Genomic DNA, 17,842 nt, shown 5'->3' on the forward strand with positions numbered 1-17,842 from the left:
CTTCCACCGAGATACTTTGACCGGGCGGCCTTGCCTACAACTTTGCGCAAGTCAGGGGGCACCGCGCCAAGCGGAAGAAATTCAACGATTTCAGGGTGATGGTGGGCGGTATAGGGATTGAACCTATGACCCCACGCGTGTGAAGCGTGTGCTCTACCGCTGAGCTAACCGCCCGATTTGGGAACGGCCCTTATGCGAGGCGGCGGATCGCGCTGTCAAGCCGCAAACGGGCCGCGATCTGGGCCGGAAAGCCGCGGACGGCACATCACGGCTTGGCGGCTGGTGCAGGCGTCACCGTGGCGCTGGCGAGGATAGCCTCGATCGTAGCGCGGCTGGCGTGACCATCGGCCAATGCGATCTTGGGTGCATAGGCAGTCACGATAGCGGCCCGACCTTCGCCGCCGATAACGAGCAGGAACCGTGACTCGGGGCCTTGTGCGCCCTTCGCCTCGGCCGTGACGAACGTATATTCGCCAGTCCGCTTTAGGCCGCCGTCGACGTAGGCCGGATCCGTGAAGCCGAGACTTTTCAGGTAGTCGAGAAACGCCGGTCCTTTGAATTCATGTAGCGCTTCGGACGGTAATGGCGAAGCTTCGATTGTAATGCCGGAAGCATCCTGGTGGATCGCCGGAGGTTGGCTCGATACATCCTTGAAGTCGTCCGCCACTTCGACCGACACGGGACCGACCGTCGCGGTCTTCGCTACGGCCTCCGACACCATGACCAACGACAATGCGAAAGCCGCGAGTAGGGCCGCAACAAGGCGTTGAAACGGAAACGTCTCGGGCATCTAAAACCTCAAGATTGAAGCACTGTTCTTGCTATGTGTCGTTGGCACCGACGCTCTCCCATACACTGCTGCCCCGTTGCAAGAGAAACTCGGCGTACCGCCGTGATTCGCTGCGTGGGCGCGCCGCGCCTCTCTCGTCAAAGTTGCCAAGTATCGCACCGCACCCTTGAAATTCGGGCATTTCCCTTGGGACGTGAGGCCAAGTGGACCTTGCGCCGAACACCGTCATAGTGCCATGTCACCCGGCAAAGACAAACGACGCCGGGGGGCGCTGGTGGCGACTTCTCAAATCGAAGTCGTTGGGGAGGACATTTTTTGCAGTCAGCGGAGCCGGAACGCCCGAACCTGATTTCTTTGGGCCTGAATAAGATTGGCCTATTGGGCATCAGGGCGCCGATCATATCGGCAATCATCGTCCTCATTCTAACGGCTGCTGCGGCGGCCGGCATTTCGCGCCTCAGGGTCGACGACAGCCTGTCGGAGCTGTTCCGCACCAACACCCCCGAATTCAAGATCTACGAAGAGATCGACAAGCGCTTCCCATCGAGCGAATACGACGTTCTGGTCGTCGTCGAAGGCAAGAGGCTGCTGACGAAAGAAGGGCTGACGGCCTTCGGTAATGCCGCCGCCGATCTGCAACTCATTGACGGCGTCAGCGGCATCGTGTCGATGCTGTCCGCGCGCGGCAAACCCGACGCGAGCGGATATCCCCCGCCGATCGTGCCCGACGACCTGCCCGACGATCCGGTCGAGTTCGGTAAGATCGTCGATGCCCTGAAAACCAACGACATCGTCAAAGGCAAGTTTCTGTCGAACGATGGTCAGCTCGCGCTGATGGTGCTGGCGCTCGATCGCAAGGTCGTTGAAGAGAAATCCGCGAAAGTCGTCATCGGCGAGATCGAAAACACGGCGAAGGAAGATCTCAATCCGGTCGGGCTGTCGGTGAAGCTCGCCGGCGCGCCGGTCATGCAGCTTGAGATCCGCAACGCTGTCGAGCGTGATCAGATCGTCTATAACGGCCTCGGCCTTCTCTTCGGCGCAGCGATTGCAGCGATCTTCTTCCGCCGCATATCGCTGATGCTCGTTGCCGCGCTGCCGCCGGTCATTGCTGTGGCCTGGTCGCTGGGTCTGCTCGGCTGGCTCGGGTTCAAGCTCAATCTGTTCCTGAACGTCATGACGCCGCTCATCATGGTGATGGGCTTTGCCGACAGTATGCAGATGGTGTCGGCCTTCCGCATCCGGCTGCGCGAAGGCGACACCAAGCTTCAGGCTGTCCGCTTTGCGATCCTCGTTGTCGGTCCCGCGTGCGTGCTAGCGCACGGCGCGGCGTTGCTGTCGTTCCTGGCATTGTTGTTCTCGGAATCGGGCCTCATCCGCACGTTCGGCGAAGCAGGCGCCATGGCAGTCTGCATCTCGTTCTGCGCCGTCATCGTCGTGCTGCCGATCCTGGCGCTGCTGTTCGTGCGCAACGAGAAGACGCTCGCCAAGGACCACACGCCCGCCGATGGACTGATGGACGCGCTCGGCATTTTCGTCGGCGGCATTGTCGATCGCGTCGTCAAGCATTCGGTCGTCTACACGGCCATCGCCTTTGCGCTGTTTGCCTACTTTGCCTCGCTGCATCTCGCGCTAGAGCCGCGCTATCGCCTCGCCGATCAGGTGCCTGACCGCGAGCAGGCGATTGCCGCGACCGGCCGCATCGATTCCAAGCTCACTGGCGCCAATCCGTTCCACGTCATGATCCAGTGGAAGAACGGTGCCAGCCTCTACGATCCCAAGACGCTGAAAGTGATCGAAGAGACCCACGCGGCCCTTGAAAAAGCCGCGGGCCTCGGCAACGTCTGGTCGCTCGAGAGCCTGCGTCGCTGGCTGCGCGAAAGTGGCCAGGACAACGTCGAGACGATCAAGAAATACGTCGGCCTTCTGCCGGAGCACCTCGTCCGCCGCTTCATCGCCAAGGACGAGAAAGCCGTACTCGTGACGGGCCGCCTGCCGGACGTTGACGCCAGCAAGATTCTACCGCTGGTCCATTCGGTCGATAAGGCGCTCGATCCGATCCGCAAGGCGTATCCTGAATATCAGATCTCGGTGACGGGCTTGCCCGCGCTCGCGGCGCGCAACAGCTACCGGATGATCTCGCAGCTCGACGAAAGCATTCCGCTCTGCGTGCTCGTTGCGGCCGTATTGCTGGCGCTTGCCTTCCGTTCGGTGTTCGTCGGGTTCATCAGCTTGCTGCCTGGTCTGTTCCCTGTCGTAACGGCTGGAGCGATGCTCTACTTCATGGGCGGCGGCTTGGAATTCTCATCTGTCGTTGCGCTGATCGTGGTCTTCGGACTGGGCGTCGATGCGCTGATCCACTTCCTGAACCGATTGCGCATGGAGGAGCAGCCCGGCGTCCCGCCCGAGCTTGCCATTCGTCGCGCGCGCGTTCTGGTCGGCCCGGCCATCATCCTGACGACGATCGTGCTGGCCTTCGGCCTCGGCGTGACGATCTTCTCCGACCTGCCGTCGCTTCGGCTGTTCGGCCTCGTCTGCGGCGTGACGCTGATTGCGTCGCTGGTCGCCGACCTCGTGTTCCTGCCGGCCACGATCCTCGTTTACCGCCGTTATATTAGCGGTCACGACGTTTGATGGCTTGAACACGCGTTAACGGTTGCGGCCGACGCCGGTCGCAGCCTAGTCTCGGCGCAAGTGACTCCGAGCAGGACGCCAGCCGTGACGCGCAAGCTTATCATCGTATTGGCCAACGCCAGTCCGCACAGTGACGAGTCGATCTGCCCGCCGATATTTCAAGCCTCCGTCGCAGCGTCGATGGGCTATCAGGTCGAGGTCGTCTGCACGGGCGGCGCCGCCGAAGTTCTGCGCAACGGCGTGGCCGAAGCCGTACACGTCAAGGCGGCCGAGTGCCGGTCGGTCTACGACTTCATCAAGGAAGCACACGCATCAGGCGTCCGCTTCCATTGCTTCTCAACCGGCCTCGATAGCTGCGCCATGCGCAAGGACGATCTGATCGCCGAATGCAGCGGCGTCATTGGCGCCGCGCATTTCATCGAAGAGATCATGTCGGACGATTGCCGCGTTCTTACCTACTAGCCGTTATGAACTGACCGGCATCCCCGCGAGCTTGCCGATCGCCCCGCGCAGCTCGCGGTAATCGTTGATGACAACGTCAGGCCCGAACGACAGCACCGGATCGATGCTGTAGCCGAAGCTCACCGCCACGACCGGCACCTGCGCAGCCCTCGCCGTCCGGATGTCGGTTTCGCTATCGCCGATCATGATGCTCTTGCCCGGTTGTCCGCCCGCCAATGCGATTGTGCCGGTCAGATGCCGAGGATCAGGCTTGTAGGCGCCGAGACTGTCGCGCCCGGTCAAAGCCGAGAAATAGCCGTCCAGTTGCAGCGCTTCGAGAACGGCGCGCGCCTGCGCTTCCATCTTGTTGGTACAGACCGCGAGCGTCGCGCCTTCGGCTTTCAGCCCGTCGAGCGCTGCGACGATGTGCGGGTAGGGGACACTGCGATCTGCAATGTGGGCCGAATAATAGGTCAGGAAAACCTCGAATAGATCGTGCAGTTCGCGTTCGGGAAGTTTTCGCCCGTGCGCCTTCACCGCGCCGTCGATCATCGCCAGCGCGCCGTGGCCGACGAACGGGCGAATTTCCATTTCGTTGATCCGCTCAAGGCCGAGCGTCGAGAGCACGTGATTCGTCGCTTCGGCCAGATCCGGCGCCGTGTCGATCAAGGTGCCGTCCAGATCGAAGACGATCGTCCAACCCTGCATGAAATCTCCTCGTATTTTCATTGGTTGGCGTCGGCGGCGCGCATTCCGCACGCCACCGTCGACGCTGGACCGTAGTCGTCTCGGTCCGCTCTGTCACGGCGTCACGAATGTCTGGTAGATTTGCGCGGCTTGAAAGCGCCGCACCGCCAGCCTAGACAAGGCGCACGGTCCGGCGAGCAGCAGCCGATTTTGGTCTTTGGGGGCAAGATGAGCACTGACGATTGGAAGAGGCAGGCGGCCGAGCAGGCGCTCGGCTATGTTGAAGACGGCATGAAGCTCGGTCTGGGCACCGGCTCGACGGCTGCGAAGTTCGTCGAGCTGTTGGGGGCACGCGTCAGAAGCGGCCTGAAGGTCGTTTGCGTTCCGACGTCGGAAGCGACGCGCGCCCAGGCGGCAGCGCTCGATATTCCGTTGACGACGCTTGATGAGACACCGGCGCTCGACCTCACCGTCGATGGCGCCGACGAACTCGACGAAGACCTGCGCCTCATCAAGGGCGGCGGCGGCGCCCTCCTCCGAGAAAAGATCGTCGCGGTGGCTTCGAACCAAGTCATCATCATTGCCGACAACAGCAAGCTCGTCGAGGTACTCGGCAAGTTTCCTCTGCCGGTCGAGGTCGTGCCGTTCGGACTGGCGGCGACTGTAAGTCTGATCGCCAAGCTTGCCGACGATCTGGGGCTCGACGGTGAGATCAAGTTGCGCCGTGGTACGGATGGCAAGGCATTCGTAACCGACAATGGCAACCATATTCTCGATTGCGCGTTCGGTTCGATTGACGATCCCGAAGCGCTGGACGACGCTTTAAAGCTCGTTCCCGGCGTCGTCGAGAACGGTCTTTTCCTTGGCATTGCCGATGTCGGCATCATTGCCGGACCAATGGGTGTAGAAGTCATTTCGGCAATTGAAATCGATTTCGAAGAGGATGAATAAAAATGGGCCGCTGGCTGCGAATAATTGCACTGTTTCTCGTCTGTTGTTCGACCGCGGCGCTGGCTGAAGACTCGCCCGCAACGCCACCCGATCCCGCCCGCGTCGCCGCCGCCCGCGATCTGCTTGAAGTCACCGGCGTCACGAAACAGATGGACGGCATGGTCGAAGCCATGTCGCGCGGCTTCGCCAAAGGCGCCAACGCCGACAATTCCGAAGCCGGCAAAAAGCTCTCGGCGCAATTCGACTCGAGCATGAAAAAGCTGCTCGAATATAAAGACCAGATGATCACCGACTTTGCCAATCTCTACGCCGAGACGTTTACGGCTGAAGAGATGAAAACGGTCGCCGACTTCTATCGTTCGGGGCCGGGTGCAAAGTTTATCGCCAAGACGCCTGAACTGATGAAGAAGGGCGCGGAGATCGGTATGAAATACAGCGCCAAGATCGCCGACGAAATCAAAGCCGGGCAGACGCCGCCCATCCCCACCGATCAGAAGTAAGCCTGCATAGCCAAGCGATGTCAGATTTCGAATACGACCTTTTCGTCATTGGCGCAGGTTCGGGCGGCGTGAGAGCCGCCCGCATTGCGTCGAGCCACGGCGCACGCGTTGCGATTGCCGAGGAATTCCGCATCGGGGGCACCTGCGTGATCCGCGGGTGTGTTCCAAAAAAGCTGCTCGTCTATGCCAGCCGCTTTAGCGACGAATTCAAGGACGCGGCAGGCTTCGGCTGGACGCTGCCTGAGAGGACATTCGACTGGCCGTCGCTGATCGCCGCCAAGGACAAGGAAATTTCGCGTCTCGAAGCCGCGTACCGCACGACGCTCGACAAATACAAGGTAGAGGTTTTTCCCGAACGTGCGATGTGCCTGTCGCCCAACGAGGTGCGCCTGTCAGCCTCCGGCCGGACGATCACGGCAAAGACGATATTGATCGCGACGGGCGGCCACCCCAACGTCGATCGCAAGCTTCCCGGCATCGAGCACGTCATCACCTCGAACGAAGTCTTCAACTTGAAGGAGTTTCCGCGCCGTATCGTCATCGCCGGCGGCGGCTATATCGCGACCGAGTTCGCATCGATTTTTCACGGGCTCGGCTCTGACGTCACGCTGATCTATCGCGGCGAGAAAATCCTGCGCGGGTTCGACGACGATCTGCGTGACGGCCTCGTCGAGACGATGAAAGCGCGCGGCATCCGCATCATCAACGAAAAGGTCTTCACCAAGATTGAAAAAACGGCGTCGGGGCTCGTCGGCACGATCACGGGCGGCGAGACGCTCGAAGCCGACCAGATCCTGTTCGCGATTGGCCGTTCGCCGAACGCACGCGGACTGGGCCTAGAAGCCATCGGTGTCCAGATGGACCCCGAGAACGCAATCGTCGTCGACAATCATTCACAGACGACGGTGCCGTCGATCTATGCCGTCGGCGACGTCACCAATCGCGTAAATCTCACGCCCGTGGCCATTCGCGAAGGCCAGGCCTTCGCCGATAGCGTCTTCGGCAACAAGCCGACGCTCGTCGATTATACGACGATCCCCACCGCGGTCTTTACAACGCCTGAGATCGGTACCGTCGGTTTCACCGAGCAGGAAGCGAAAAACCAGTACGGCGACGTGCATGTTTACAAAGGCAGCTTCCGCACGATGAAGGCGATCCTCGGCGGCCGCGATGAGCGCACACTCATGAAGCTCGTCGTACAGTCTGAGACGGATCGTGTCGTCGGCGTGCATATTCTTGGACCAGACGCAGCCGAGATCGTGCAGACGGCCGCCATCGCCGTGCGCCTGGGCGCAAAAAAATCCGATTTCGATCAAACCATGGCCTTGCATCCATCGGCCGCAGAAGAACTTGTGACTTTGCGCGAGAAATGGATGGCCCCTGGCGAAGCGGCGGCTTGATCGGGAGAGTGCACCGCCGTATGGGTTCGGCCCCCCAATCGACGACGTGAGGTTCACATGGCGCGGCTCAGCGGAAAGATCGCAATGGTAACGGGTTCCGGCGGCGGCATCGGCGCGGCGATCGCGCATCGCTTCGCTGCCGAAGGAGCGCACGTCTGGGTGACCGACATCAACGGCGAGACCGCCGAGCAAACCGTTCGCGATATCAAGGGCAATGGCGGCGCCGCGACGGCGATGGCCGTCGACGTCTCGAAAGGCCAGGACATCACGGCGCTGTTCCGCAACATCGAGAGCGCCCACGGTTACGTCGATGTTGTCGTCAACAATGCCGGCATCCTCGTTCGTGGCGAAGTCCGCCAGCTTTCCGATTCCGATTGGACCAAGCTGCGCGAGGTCAATCTCGACGCCATCCTCAGAATTTCGCGTGATGCGCTGCCGCTGCTTCGAAAGTCGAAGTCGGCGTCTCTCATCAACATTTCCTCGATCATGGCGAGCCGAGGACTGCGTCCGCTTGCGGCCTATACCGCCACCAAGGGCGCCGTCACGGCGCTGACGAAGGGGCTGGCGGTCGAATACGCGCCGTTCAACATCCGCGTGAATGCAATCGCCCCTGGCTACGTCGAAACCGCCATCACCGACCGCCTGCTGAAGTTGCCGCCCGTCAAGCAGGCCCTGATCGACAAGACCCCCATGGGCCGCCTCGGCCGCCCGGAGGACATGACGGGCGCGGCGGTCTTTTTTGCCTCCGACGACAGCCTATATTGCACGGGATCGGAACTGGCCGTCGATGGCGGCATGGGAGCCGGGCTTTAATCGCAAGGAACGCCACCCGGGACGGGCTGGCGCGGGGCGGCGATATCACCTATAAGCGCCCCGAGATATTATGCCACAGAGCAGAGGAAGGCACCGCCTCCGGGCGGGGCCCGATAGCTGCTTTTTAGGAGTTGACGATGGCGTCCAACGCCCAAGCCGAAAAATGGTCGCCAGATACCTGGCGCGGCAAGCCCATCATGCAGGTTCCGGAATACCCGGACGCCCAGGCCCTCGCCGACGTGGAAGCCCGTCTGGCGTCCTTCCCGCCGCTCGTTTTTGCCGGTGAAGCCCGTGAGCTGAAGAAGCAGCTTGCTGCGATTGCCGGTGGCCGTGGTTTCCTGCTTCAGGGCGGCGACTGCGCCGAGAGCTTCGTTGAGCATCGCGCCGACAACATCCGCGACTTCTTCCGCGTCTTCCTGCAGATGGCCGTCGTGCTGACGTACGCCGGCGGTGAGCCAGTGACGAAAGTCGGCCGCATCGCCGGGCAGTTCGCCAAGCCGCGCTCCTCGCCGACCGAGAAGAAGAACGGCCAAGAGCTGCCGAGCTATCGCGGCGACATCATCAACGGCACCGAGTTCACGGCCGAAGCGCGCATCCCCGATCCGCAGCGCCAGCTCGAAGCCTATCGTCAGTCGGCGGCGACGCTGAACCTGATCCGCGCCTTCGCGACCGGCGGTTATGCCGATCTCGAACGCGTGCACCAGTGGAACATGGGCTTCGTCAAGGACAGCCCGCAGGGCCACCGTTATCAGGAGCTGGCGGATCGCATCGCCGAAACGCTGCAGTTCATGCGCGCCTGCGGGATCACGTCCGACAACACCTCGCAGCTGCGCACGACGAGCTTCTACACCAGCCATGAGGCGCTGCTTCTAGGCTACGAAGAGGCATTGACGCGCAAGGATTCGACCAGCGGCGACTGGTACGCCACGAGCGGCCACATGATCTGGATCGGCGATCGCACGCGCCAGCCCGATCACGCCCACGTTGAATACTGTCGCGGCATCAAAAACCCGATCGGCCTCAAATGCGGCCCGTCGATGGATGCGGACGGCCTGCTGCGCCTGATCGACCTTCTGAACCCGAAGGACGAACCGGGCCGCCTGACGTTGATTTGCCGCTTCGGCTACGACAAGGTCGAAACACACCTGCCTAAGCTGATCCGCGCCGTGAAGAAGGCGGGCCGCTCGGTCGTCTGGTCGTGCGATCCGATGCACGGCAACACGATCTCGGCTGTCACCGGCTACAAGACGCGGCCGTTCGACCGCATCCTGAAGGAGAGCCTGTCGTTCTTCGAGGTCCATCGCGCGGAAGGCACGCACGCGGGCGGCATCCACGTCGAGATGACCGGCCAGAACGTGACCGAATGCACCGGTGGCGCGACGGCGATTTCCGAGCAGGATTTGTCGGACCGCTATCACACCCATTGCGACCCGCGCCTCAATGCCGACCAGGCCTTGGAGCTGGCTTTCCTCGTTGCAGAGCAATTGAAGAAAGAGCGGAACGCGGACACGCACCTGGAGCCGAAGTCGCTCATCGCCTAACGGCGGGGCCTTTTGTTCGTGACGTTTGTGTGTATGCTGAACAGCGGCCCCGCTTGGCAGGGCCGCTGTTTTCATGTCGAGGGCCTACTCACATGGGATTGCACATCTTCGCCGCGCTGGCGGTTTGGACGTCTGTGGCCGCAGCCATTGCGACCGAGCGCCGCCCGGCGACGCTCAGCGTCGTCCAAGAGGGCGGTGGCATGTGCTGGGACCCCGACGTGGAGTTCCCGGTCCCCTGTGGTGACGACGGCGATTAAGCCAGCGGCTTCGCGGTTCTGGACCTCGGTCGCGCCGCGCCCTAAATAGCGGGCATGACATCACCCGCTTCGCTCAAGATCGCCCTCGCTCAGCTCGACCCCGTCGTCGGGGATCTGCAAGGCAACGCTGAACGCGCCGCCCGCGCCCACGCCCGCGCCAAGGAACTGGGCGCGGACGTCGTCGTCTTCTCGGAGCTGTTTCTCAACGGCTACCCACCGGAAGACCTCGTTCTCAAACCCGCCTTCCAGCAGGCGACGAAAGCTAAGCTCGAATGGCTGGCAGCCGCCTGCGCCGATGGGCCCGCGATCCTGATTGGAACGATCTGGACCGAAGGCCGAAAGGTGCATAACGCCGTCGCGCTGCTCGATGGCGGCCGCATCCAGGCGACGACGCTTAAGGTCGATCTGCCCAATTACGGCGTCTTCGACGAAAAGCGCGTGTTCGCACCGGGACCACAACCCGGTCCGCTGAATGTCCGCGGCGTACGCATCGGCGTGCCCATCTGCGAAGACATCTGGAGCACCGAAGTCGTCGAGACGCTGACCGAGACGGGCGCAGAAATTCTCGTTTCGCCGAACGGCTCGCCGTTCGATTGGCCGAAGCCCGACGCCCGCATGAATGTCGCCGTCGCGCGCGTCACCGAAAGCAACCTGCCGCTCGTCTATCTCAATCAGGTCGGCGGCCAAGATGAGCTGGTGTTTGATGGCGCGTCGTTCGTGTTGAATGCCGACCGCAGTCTCGCCGTGCAGCTTCCGGCTTGGCGCGAAGACGTGTCCGTAACGGAATGGACCCGCACGCCGTCGGGCTGGGTCTGCCGGAAGGATAAGGTCGCGAGGCTCACCGAAGGCAAAGCCGCCGCTTACCACGCCTGCGTTCTGGGTCTCAAAGATTATGTCGAGAAGAACGGCTTTCCGAGCGTCGTGCTCGGTTTGTCTGGCGGCATCGACTCCGCGCTCGTCGCGGCGATGGCCGTCGATGCGCTTGGACCGGAGCGCGTTCACGCCGTGATGCTGCCGTCGAAGTACACCTCCGACGATAGTCTCGAAGACGCCGCCGCCTGCGCCAACGCGCTCGGCATTCGCTACGATAAAGTTTCGATCGAGCCCACCGTCGCCGGCTTGACCTGGAGCCTGAAGGATCTCTTCACAGGGACCAACGCCGACATCACCGAAGAAAATCTGCAAAGCCGCGTGCGCGGCACGATCCTGATGGCGGTGTCGAACAAGTTTGGCGGGATGGTCGTGACCACCGGCAACAAGAGCGAAATGTCCGTCGGCTACGCGACGCTCTACGGCGACATGAACGGCGGCTTCAATCCGATCAAGGACCTCTACAAGACGGAGGTGTACGAGTTGGCGCACTGGCGCAACGCACACGTGCCGGAAGAAGCGAAAGGACCGGCGGGCATCGTCATCCCAGAGCGCATCTTGACGAAAGCGCCGACGGCGGAGCTTCGCGCCAACCAGACCGATCAGGATTCGCTGCCGCCCTATGCGGAGCTGGACGACATTCTGAATTGCCTCGTCGAAAAGGAAATGCCGCTCGCAGACGTCGTCGCGCGCGGCCATTCGGTCGAGACAGTGAAGAAGATCGAGCGGCTGCTGTATCTAGCCGAGTACAAGCGCCGCCAAGCCGCGCCCGGCGTCAAGATCTCCTCGCGTAACTTCGGCCGCGACCGCCGTTATCCGATCACAAACAAATTTCGCGAGGATGTGATGCAGGCGGACCAAAAAGCGCCTCCAGTCCCAAAACCTCCGATAGTTGCCAAAGGCGCCTGACGCCAAACCATCGCTCCGTCATGCCGACGGAGGTCGGCACCCAGACAATCTTCAGCATGCTCAATGTCGAAATTGTCTGGATCCCGGCCTGCGCCGGGATGACGGCAAGAATCAAGCGCCTCGCCGCCGCCTTACGAGGACGACGAACAGAACTTGCGTTCGACGGTGCGCACGCTAGGTTGCGCGCAAATCCGATCATCAATCGAGCTTTTCATGAAACCACGCGTCCGCTTTGCTCCGAGCCCCACGGGCCGCATCCATATCGGCAACATCCGGACGGCGGTGCTCAATTGGCTTCTCGCCAGAAAGTACGGCGGCACATTTCTGCTCCGGCTCGACGATACCGACACCGTGCGCTCGACACAGGAATACGCGGACGCCATCTGCGATGACCTGAAGTGGCTCGGTCTCACCTGGGACGAGTTCGCGCGGCAGCAGGATCGCACGGGCCTGTACGACGAAGCAGCTGAAGCTCTGAAAGCCAGTGGCGCGCTCTATCCATGCTTCGAAACGGAAGAAGAATTGGACCGCCGCCGCAAGCGCCAGCTCGCGATGCACAAGCCGCCGATCTACGACCGTGCCGCGCTCAAGCTTTCCGACGACGAAATCGCAACCCGCATCGGTCGTGGCGACAAACCGCATTGGCGCTTCCGACTTCCGAACACGGAAGAGGAGCGCGGTCTCGCGCCGCAGCCCACGCTCGTGTCGTGGAACGACTTGATCCGCGGCGATCAGACCGTCGATCTGGGCTCCCTGTCCGATCCGGTTCTGATCCGCGAGGACGGCACATATCTCTACACATTTACCAGCGTCGTAGATGATGTTGCCTTCGGCATCACGCACATCGTGCGCGGTGAGGATCATGTCACGAACACTGGCGTGCAGATGGCGATCTTCGAAGCTATGGGCGCAACGCCGCCCGAGTTCGGCCATCACTCGCTGCTTGTCGGCGCGGATGGACAGGCGCTGTCGAAACGTCTCGGCGCGCTGTCCGTGCAGAGCTTCCGCGACGATGGGCTGGAGCCGATGGCGGTGCTCTGTCACGCCGCGCTCGTCGGCACCTCTGATGCGATCGAGCCATTCAAGTCGCGCGATGAGCTGGCCGCCAAACTTGACTTCGCAAAAATCTCGACCGCGCCAGGACGCTTCGACGTCGCCGAACTGAAGACGCTCAACAGCAAGCTGCTGCACATGCTCGACTACGCTGATGTTGCGGATCGCTTGCGCGCGCTCGGCATCGAGGGCCGCGAAGACTTCTGGAATGCCGTGCGCGGCAACCTCGAACTTTTTGCTGATACGCAGGACTGGTGGACGGTTGTGGCGGGAGACATCGATCCGGTCATTGAAGATTCGAAAGTGACCGTCGCGGGCGCGTCGCTGCTGCCGCCTGAGCCGTGGAGCGAAGCGACTTGGTCGGAATGGACCGGCGCGATCAAAGCTCAAACCGGCGCGAAGGGCAAAGCGCTCTTTCACCCGCTGCGGCTGGCGTTGACGGCACGTGAAGCCGGACCCGAGTTAAAATTCCTGCTGCCGCTGATGGGCCGCGACCGCGTCCTTGCCCGCCTGGAAGGTAAGAGAGCTTAGCGGATTGCCATCATCATCCCCGGCTCTCGACACGGTTGCGCCGTGCTCGGCCGAGGATGACGAAAGTTACTGCTGCGGCTGGGCTTCGGTCTGCCAGCCGCCGGCGCCGATGGACGGAGCGGTTTGCGGCTGCGCCTGCGGTTGTCCGCCCGCATCCGGGAGCGTTTCGCTCTGAACGGCGGCGGCCCCCGTTGTCATCGGCTGTTGCGACGTAGCCGCATCAGCCCGGTGCTGTCCTTGAAGCGTCTGTAGGGCGCCTTCAACCCTCTTGTCGCCATCGGCGGGGGTATAGTCGGCCGCCTTGCACGAGCAGCCGTTGACGTATTCCTTGCGATACCGGAACGCGAACTTGAGCTTCGTGTACGGTTCCTGATCTTTCATCGCGACCGCTTGTTCGACGGTCCCGCCGGGATTGGGATAATAGAACAACTCCGACGGCGCCGCGCAGTGCGACGAGCAGACGTCCGCGTCATGATCGAAATGGCTGGGCAGCGTCGAGAAGCTCACCGGAAAATAGAAGCCGTCGCACAGGCGAACGCACAGCGTGCGATACGTTTGCGCGCCGTTTGCAGCGCGCGGGTTCCAGGTATTGCCGCCGCTTGACTCTTCATCTTCCCACATGCCGCCGGTGTTGCCGTCTTCGCGCCGGGCCATTGCAGAGTAATTTGCGCCGCAGTTATTGCGCGCAAGCTCGCGGATGATGTCGTCCTGATACGACCGGCCAGACGAGCCGAGGATATCTTGCCGCTGCGCATCGAGATCGGAGAGCCGCCGCTTCGAATTGTCGACCTGCCGGGCAAGGTCCTTACACTGCGGGATGTTCTTCAGCGACTTCGTGAACAGAAAGTATTCGTAGCAGCCGCGATCGAGCCGCGCTTGCGTCTGGTCGACGGTGGTTTCGAGCTGGCGAATTTCGCCTTCGATGCGAGGCAGATCGGCCTGCGACTGGCCGTTTTTCTTGTTCTCCTGCACAAGCCGCTGCTCAAGCTGCAGACAGATCGGGTTGCGATAGCTCGATGCCGAAGATTGCGGCGGCGCGCTGGGCTGCACGGGAACGCCGGCCTGGGGCGGGGCGGCCGGATAGCCGGGTTGCGGCGGAGCGGACGGATAAGCGGCAGGAGGCTGCCCTTGCGGCGGAGGCATGGGGGCGGGCGGAGGTTCCCGGTAGACAGGCTCCTGCGGTACGGGCGGACGGTCGCCGCCGTCCTGCCGGTCGTCACCGCCGCCGCCGCCGAACGGCCACCAGCTCTGGGCCGAGGCTACTTCCGAGACGAAAAGCAAGGCAATTGCCGCGGCGGCAAGTGCAAGCGCCAGCCGGCGAACGGTCGTGTTGATTGGACTTCCTTGGCTCACGCCTGCTCCCAACGTCCCCTAGACGGTATGCGCGCGCAACGCTCGAAGGCGCTCAAAAATCACGCATTCCGGACCCTAAGCAGCGATTTGCTAGCGGGTCAATTGGGAGCAATTGAGACATTCCACGTTTTACAAGCGGTTTCAGCAGCTTGACGGATGTGGAAAGGAGCGGATAAGGCCCGGCGGCAGACTTATCCCCGTGCCGTGCAGCTATGGCATACTGCGGAAATCATGAATGACGATGGACGAGGTCCGGCTTTGGCGCTGAAACTTTACAACACATTGACCCGGCAGAAGGCCGCGTTCGAGCCGATCGATCCGAATAATGTCCGTATGTACGTCTGCGGCCCAACGGTCTACGACTACGCCCACATCGGCAATGCCCGCCCGGTCATCGTGTTCGACCTGCTGTTCCGGCTGCTCCGCTATATTTTCGGGGCGGGCCACGTGACTTACGTCCGCAACATCACCGACGTCGACGACAAGATCAACGCTCGCGCCGCGCGCGATTACCCTGATCTGCCGCTGAACGATGCGATCCGCAAAGTCACGCAGGCAACGGAAGATCAGTTTCACAAGGATATCGACGCACTCGGCGTTTTGCCGCCGACGTACGAACCGCGCGCGACCGAATACATCCGCCGTCCCGAAGGCGGCGAGGACATGGTCTCGATCATCGAGACGCTGGTGAAGAACGGCCACGCCTACGTCGCCGAAGATCACGTCCTGTTCGATGTCGCCTCGATGCCGGACTACGGCCGCCTCTCGAACCGTTCGCTCGACGAGATGGAGGCCGGCGCCCGCGTCGAGGTCGCGCCCTATAAGAAGGGGCCGATGGACTTCGTGCTGTGGAAGCCGTCAAAGCCTGGCGAACCGGCATGGCCGTCGCCCGCCGGTATCAAAACGCCGGGCCGTCCCGGCTGGCACATCGAGTGCTCGGCGATGTCCGGCGCGTTGCTCGGCCCTGTGTTCGACATTCACGGCGGCGGCATCGATTTGACGTTCCCACACCACGAAAACGAAATCGCGCAGTCGCGCTGCGCGCACGGCACGCCGGTAATGGCGAATGTCTGGATGCACAACGGCTTTCTGCAGGTCGAAGGCGAGAAGATGTCGAAGAGCCTCGGCAACTTCATCACCATCCGCGAGCTGTTGAATGACGGTTGGCCGGGCGAAGTGCTGCGGCTCAATATGCTGCGCACGCACTATCGCCAGCCGATCGACTGGACGAAGAAAGGCCTGGGAGAGAGCCAGAAAATTCTCACTGCTTGGTTTGCACTCGAGGTCATCGATACCAACAATCGCAATGTGATTCCGCCCGCCGTTCTCGAAGCGCTCGAAGACGATCTCAACACGCCGAAGGCCATTGCAGAACTGCACGGGCTTGCGGCCGCCAAAGATGTGAAGGGGCTCGGCGCCGCGCTAGGACTCTTGGGCTTCGACGGCTCCTCATTGAAGGCCGCCGACGCACGCGCGGCAGAAAGCGCTCAGGCTGTTGCGGCGACCATCGAGCCGCTAATCGTAGCGCGCCTCGAAGCCCGCAAGCGTAAGGACTTCAAGGAATCGGACCGTATCCGCGATGAACTCGCTCGCATGGGCATCACGCTGAAAGACGCGAAAAACAAGGACACCGGGGAGATCGAAACCACCTGGGAAGTTGCTCGCTAGGTGACTGCACCCGAATCGAATCATCGACGTCGGCTATCAATGACTGTCAATAACCTCAGGCGGATAATGCACGTTTGATATAGGCTGCCCACCAAATGTGGATGGCAGATATAGGCCATTTGACATAGCTCTCTCGCTGCCTCAGCCTGGAATGGTTGGGGGGGCCCCATGATCAAACGCGCAATTTTGCATATCGGTGGAGAGAAGACCGGTTCCACGACACTGCAGCGTTTTTTGACACGGAATGCCGCGCTTCTAAAGCAAGCGGGCTTCTTTTACCCTTGTGCGTCGAATGACATCTGCTTCGAGCACGATGCGCATTTTCCCGTTGCCGGCGCTCTCATCGACGGCGAGGTCGAGTTCGTCTCTGCCAAACGCCAACCCATGCTACCGTCGGTGCTGGCGCATCTAGCGCAAAGCGCACGCGCGGCGAACGGCAATCTTATTCTGTCGTGCGAGCATTTCTCATCGCGCATCACGCGGCTGCAGCAACTTCAAAAGCTGCGCGACGCGCTGCCGACGGACGACATCAAGATTGTTTTTTACGCACGTGAGCCGTCGGAGCTGGCTTTGGCGTCGTGGTCCGAGAGCATTCGGAACGGGAGTCATCACAGGTTCAGCGCCGACCAGATTTTGCCTCAGGCTCGTTTCTTCAACCATTTGCAGACACTCGATTTATGGGCGGAAGCTTTCGGCAGAAGCAACTTGATCGTGCGAGAGTATGACAGGACGCAAATGGCAGATGGCGATATTCGGCGGGATTTCTGCGAGCAACTCGGCGTGGAGATCACAGATCCGCTGCTCGATGACGACCGGAATATCTCACTCGATTTGCAACGCCTTGAAGTTCTTCGCCACCTTAATGAAGCCCTGCCGAAGTTCAGCGAGTGCGCGGACGGTTGGCGGCGGGCGCAATGCATTCGAGTTTTGGTCACGGAATTTATCCCCGAAGGTGAGCCGCTCGGGCGCCTGCTGAGCAAGCACGAATCCAACGCGATCAAAGCGCGGTTCAGCGAGGTCACGCAAGAACTCAACAGGCGATATTTCGACGGTCGGCTGTCACGCAAATGGTTTCCGCAGGACAATCCCGCCGACCCCGAGCCAAATAGCGTCACGGCCCTGCAAGAGGCCGAGGTCATCCAGGCTTTGGTCGCTACGATCACGCGCATGGCGGAAAGAACGTCTGAGGATGGCACCTCGCATGCAGTCGGGGGGGCTCGGGCGTACCGGAAAAGACGGCTTCGCAACACTCGGCGGAAGTTGAAACAGGCTCTCCAGGTAACGAAACAACGGCTGTTAGCGCCGTTCGAAGCCCGCGGCGCTTGATTGAAGGTGAGCCGAACGGTCGCTCCGAATTCGGCGCGCGATAGTCGCTGAATATAAGGGCGAATGGGCTCCCTGGACGGGACCCGCTGAGCGGCCGTCGGGCGTACGGAAGACACGCCCG

15 protein-coding genes and 1 tRNA gene are annotated in these 17,842 nt (G+C 61.6%); 12 read left to right on the plus strand and 4 right to left on the minus strand.

Annotation, left to right across the window (positions count from 1 at the left end; all coding sequences use genetic code 11):
• Positions 1-99: 99 nt before the first annotated feature.
• Positions 100-174 (minus strand) — tRNA-Val (locus RLW55_RS14725).
• A gap of 91 nt (positions 175-265) precedes the next feature.
• The gene (locus RLW55_RS14730) at positions 266-790 is read right to left on the minus strand and encodes a hypothetical protein (RefSeq protein WP_409560020.1); all 525 of its coding nucleotides are present in this window, start codon (positions 788-790) and stop codon (positions 266-268) included.
• 315 nt (positions 791-1,105) lie between these two features.
• On the opposite strand from RLW55_RS14730, the gene RLW55_RS14735 reads away from it, so the two are divergent.
• Together RLW55_RS14735 and RLW55_RS14740 are read left to right on the plus strand one after the other, a co-directional pair.
• Positions 1,106-3,421 (plus strand): efflux RND transporter permease subunit, encoded by a 2,316-nt coding sequence (locus RLW55_RS14735; RefSeq protein ID WP_423414576.1) that lies wholly within the window; start codon positions 1,106-1,108, stop codon positions 3,419-3,421.
• Positions 3,422-3,505: 84 nt separating this feature from the next.
• Positions 3,506-3,883 carry a DsrE family protein gene (locus RLW55_RS14740; protein WP_013947844.1) on the plus strand — a complete coding sequence of 126 codons (378 nt, stop codon included), beginning with the start codon at positions 3,506-3,508 and terminating at the stop codon, positions 3,881-3,883.
• 3 nt (positions 3,884-3,886) lie between these two features.
• Here RLW55_RS14740 and RLW55_RS14745 read toward each other — a convergent pair whose 3' ends face one another.
• Positions 3,887-4,570, minus strand: coding sequence for an HAD family hydrolase (locus RLW55_RS14745; RefSeq protein ID WP_423414577.1), 684 nt, complete (start codon positions 4,568-4,570; stop codon positions 3,887-3,889).
• Positions 4,571-4,777: 207 nt separating this feature from the next.
• On the opposite strand from RLW55_RS14745, the gene rpiA reads away from it, so the two are divergent.
• From rpiA to gltX, 8 genes are all read left to right on the plus strand, one after another.
• On the plus strand, positions 4,778-5,500 hold the full coding sequence (gene rpiA, locus RLW55_RS14750; protein WP_409560017.1) for a ribose-5-phosphate isomerase RpiA: 723 nt from the start codon (positions 4,778-4,780) through the stop codon (positions 5,498-5,500).
• A gap of 2 nt (positions 5,501-5,502) precedes the next feature.
• The gene (locus tag RLW55_RS14755) at positions 5,503-6,000 is read left to right on the plus strand and encodes a DUF2059 domain-containing protein (RefSeq protein ID WP_409560016.1); all 498 of its coding nucleotides are present in this window, start codon (positions 5,503-5,505) and stop codon (positions 5,998-6,000) included.
• 17 nt (positions 6,001-6,017) lie between these two features.
• Positions 6,018-7,400, plus strand: coding sequence for a glutathione-disulfide reductase (gene gor / locus RLW55_RS14760; RefSeq protein WP_423414578.1), 1,383 nt, complete (start codon positions 6,018-6,020; stop codon positions 7,398-7,400).
• 57 nt (positions 7,401-7,457) lie between these two features.
• Positions 7,458-8,213: an SDR family NAD(P)-dependent oxidoreductase gene (locus tag RLW55_RS14765; RefSeq protein WP_409560014.1), complete on the plus strand. Its 756-nt coding sequence runs from the start codon at positions 7,458-7,460 to the stop codon at positions 8,211-8,213.
• Positions 8,214-8,350: 137 nt separating this feature from the next.
• Entirely contained in the window at positions 8,351-9,754 is a 1,404-nt protein-coding gene (locus RLW55_RS14770; protein WP_423414579.1) for a class II 3-deoxy-7-phosphoheptulonate synthase, read from the plus strand.
• 92 nt (positions 9,755-9,846) lie between these two features.
• Positions 9,847-10,011: a hypothetical protein gene (locus tag RLW55_RS14775; RefSeq protein ID WP_423414580.1), complete on the plus strand. Its 165-nt coding sequence runs from the start codon at positions 9,847-9,849 to the stop codon at positions 10,009-10,011.
• Positions 10,012-10,065: 54 nt separating this feature from the next.
• Positions 10,066-11,790 (plus strand): NAD+ synthase, encoded by a 1,725-nt coding sequence (locus tag RLW55_RS14780; RefSeq protein ID WP_423414581.1) that lies wholly within the window; start codon positions 10,066-10,068, stop codon positions 11,788-11,790.
• A 213-nt stretch (positions 11,791-12,003) separates the two neighbouring features.
• A complete protein-coding gene (gltX, locus tag RLW55_RS14785) occupies positions 12,004-13,374 on the plus strand; it encodes a glutamate--tRNA ligase (RefSeq protein WP_409560011.1) in 1,371 nt (456 codons plus the stop codon).
• A gap of 66 nt (positions 13,375-13,440) precedes the next feature.
• Here gltX and RLW55_RS14790 read toward each other — a convergent pair whose 3' ends face one another.
• Entirely contained in the window at positions 13,441-14,727 is a 1,287-nt protein-coding gene (locus RLW55_RS14790; RefSeq protein ID WP_423414582.1) for a DUF2865 domain-containing protein, read from the minus strand.
• Between the two features lie 258 nt (positions 14,728-14,985).
• Here RLW55_RS14790 and cysS point away from each other — a divergent pair, with 258 nt between their 5' ends.
• Positions 14,986-16,395 carry a cysteine--tRNA ligase gene (cysS, locus tag RLW55_RS14795; protein WP_423416417.1) on the plus strand — a complete coding sequence of 470 codons (1,410 nt, stop codon included), beginning with the start codon at positions 14,986-14,988 and terminating at the stop codon, positions 16,393-16,395.
• 168 nt (positions 16,396-16,563) lie between these two features.
• Complete coding sequence (locus RLW55_RS14800; protein ID WP_423414583.1) at positions 16,564-17,721, plus strand: hypothetical protein; 1,158 nt, start codon at positions 16,564-16,566, stop codon at positions 17,719-17,721.
• The last annotated feature ends 121 nt before the right edge of the window (positions 17,722-17,842 follow it).

Origin of the sequence: Hyphomicrobium sp. B1 (genome assembly GCF_049532635.1) — a bacterium.
Taxonomy (GTDB): domain Bacteria; phylum Pseudomonadota; class Alphaproteobacteria; order Rhizobiales; family Hyphomicrobiaceae; genus Hyphomicrobium_B.

Coding starts and splice junctions, on each gene's coding strand:
- RLW55_RS14730 (WP_409560020.1), bottom strand. CDS start 790: ATGCCCGAGACGTTTCCGTTTCAACGCCTTGTTGCGGCCCTACTCGCG.
- RLW55_RS14745 (WP_423414577.1), bottom strand. CDS start 4,570: ATGCAGGGTTGGACGATCGTCTTCGATCTGGACGGCACCTTGATCGAC.
- rpiA (WP_409560017.1), top strand. CDS start 4,778: ATGAGCACTGACGATTGGAAGAGGCAGGCGGCCGAGCAGGCGCTCGGC.
- RLW55_RS14755 (WP_409560016.1), top strand. CDS start 5,503: ATGGGCCGCTGGCTGCGAATAATTGCACTGTTTCTCGTCTGTTGTTCG.
- gor (WP_423414578.1), top strand. CDS start 6,018: ATGTCAGATTTCGAATACGACCTTTTCGTCATTGGCGCAGGTTCGGGC.
- RLW55_RS14765 (WP_409560014.1), top strand. CDS start 7,458: ATGGCGCGGCTCAGCGGAAAGATCGCAATGGTAACGGGTTCCGGCGGC.
- RLW55_RS14770 (WP_423414579.1), top strand. CDS start 8,351: ATGGCGTCCAACGCCCAAGCCGAAAAATGGTCGCCAGATACCTGGCGC.
- RLW55_RS14775 (WP_423414580.1), top strand. CDS start 9,847: ATGGGATTGCACATCTTCGCCGCGCTGGCGGTTTGGACGTCTGTGGCC.
- RLW55_RS14780 (WP_423414581.1), top strand. CDS start 10,066: ATGACATCACCCGCTTCGCTCAAGATCGCCCTCGCTCAGCTCGACCCC.
- gltX (WP_409560011.1), top strand. CDS start 12,004: ATGAAACCACGCGTCCGCTTTGCTCCGAGCCCCACGGGCCGCATCCAT.
- RLW55_RS14800 (WP_423414583.1), top strand. CDS start 16,564: ATGATCAAACGCGCAATTTTGCATATCGGTGGAGAGAAGACCGGTTCC.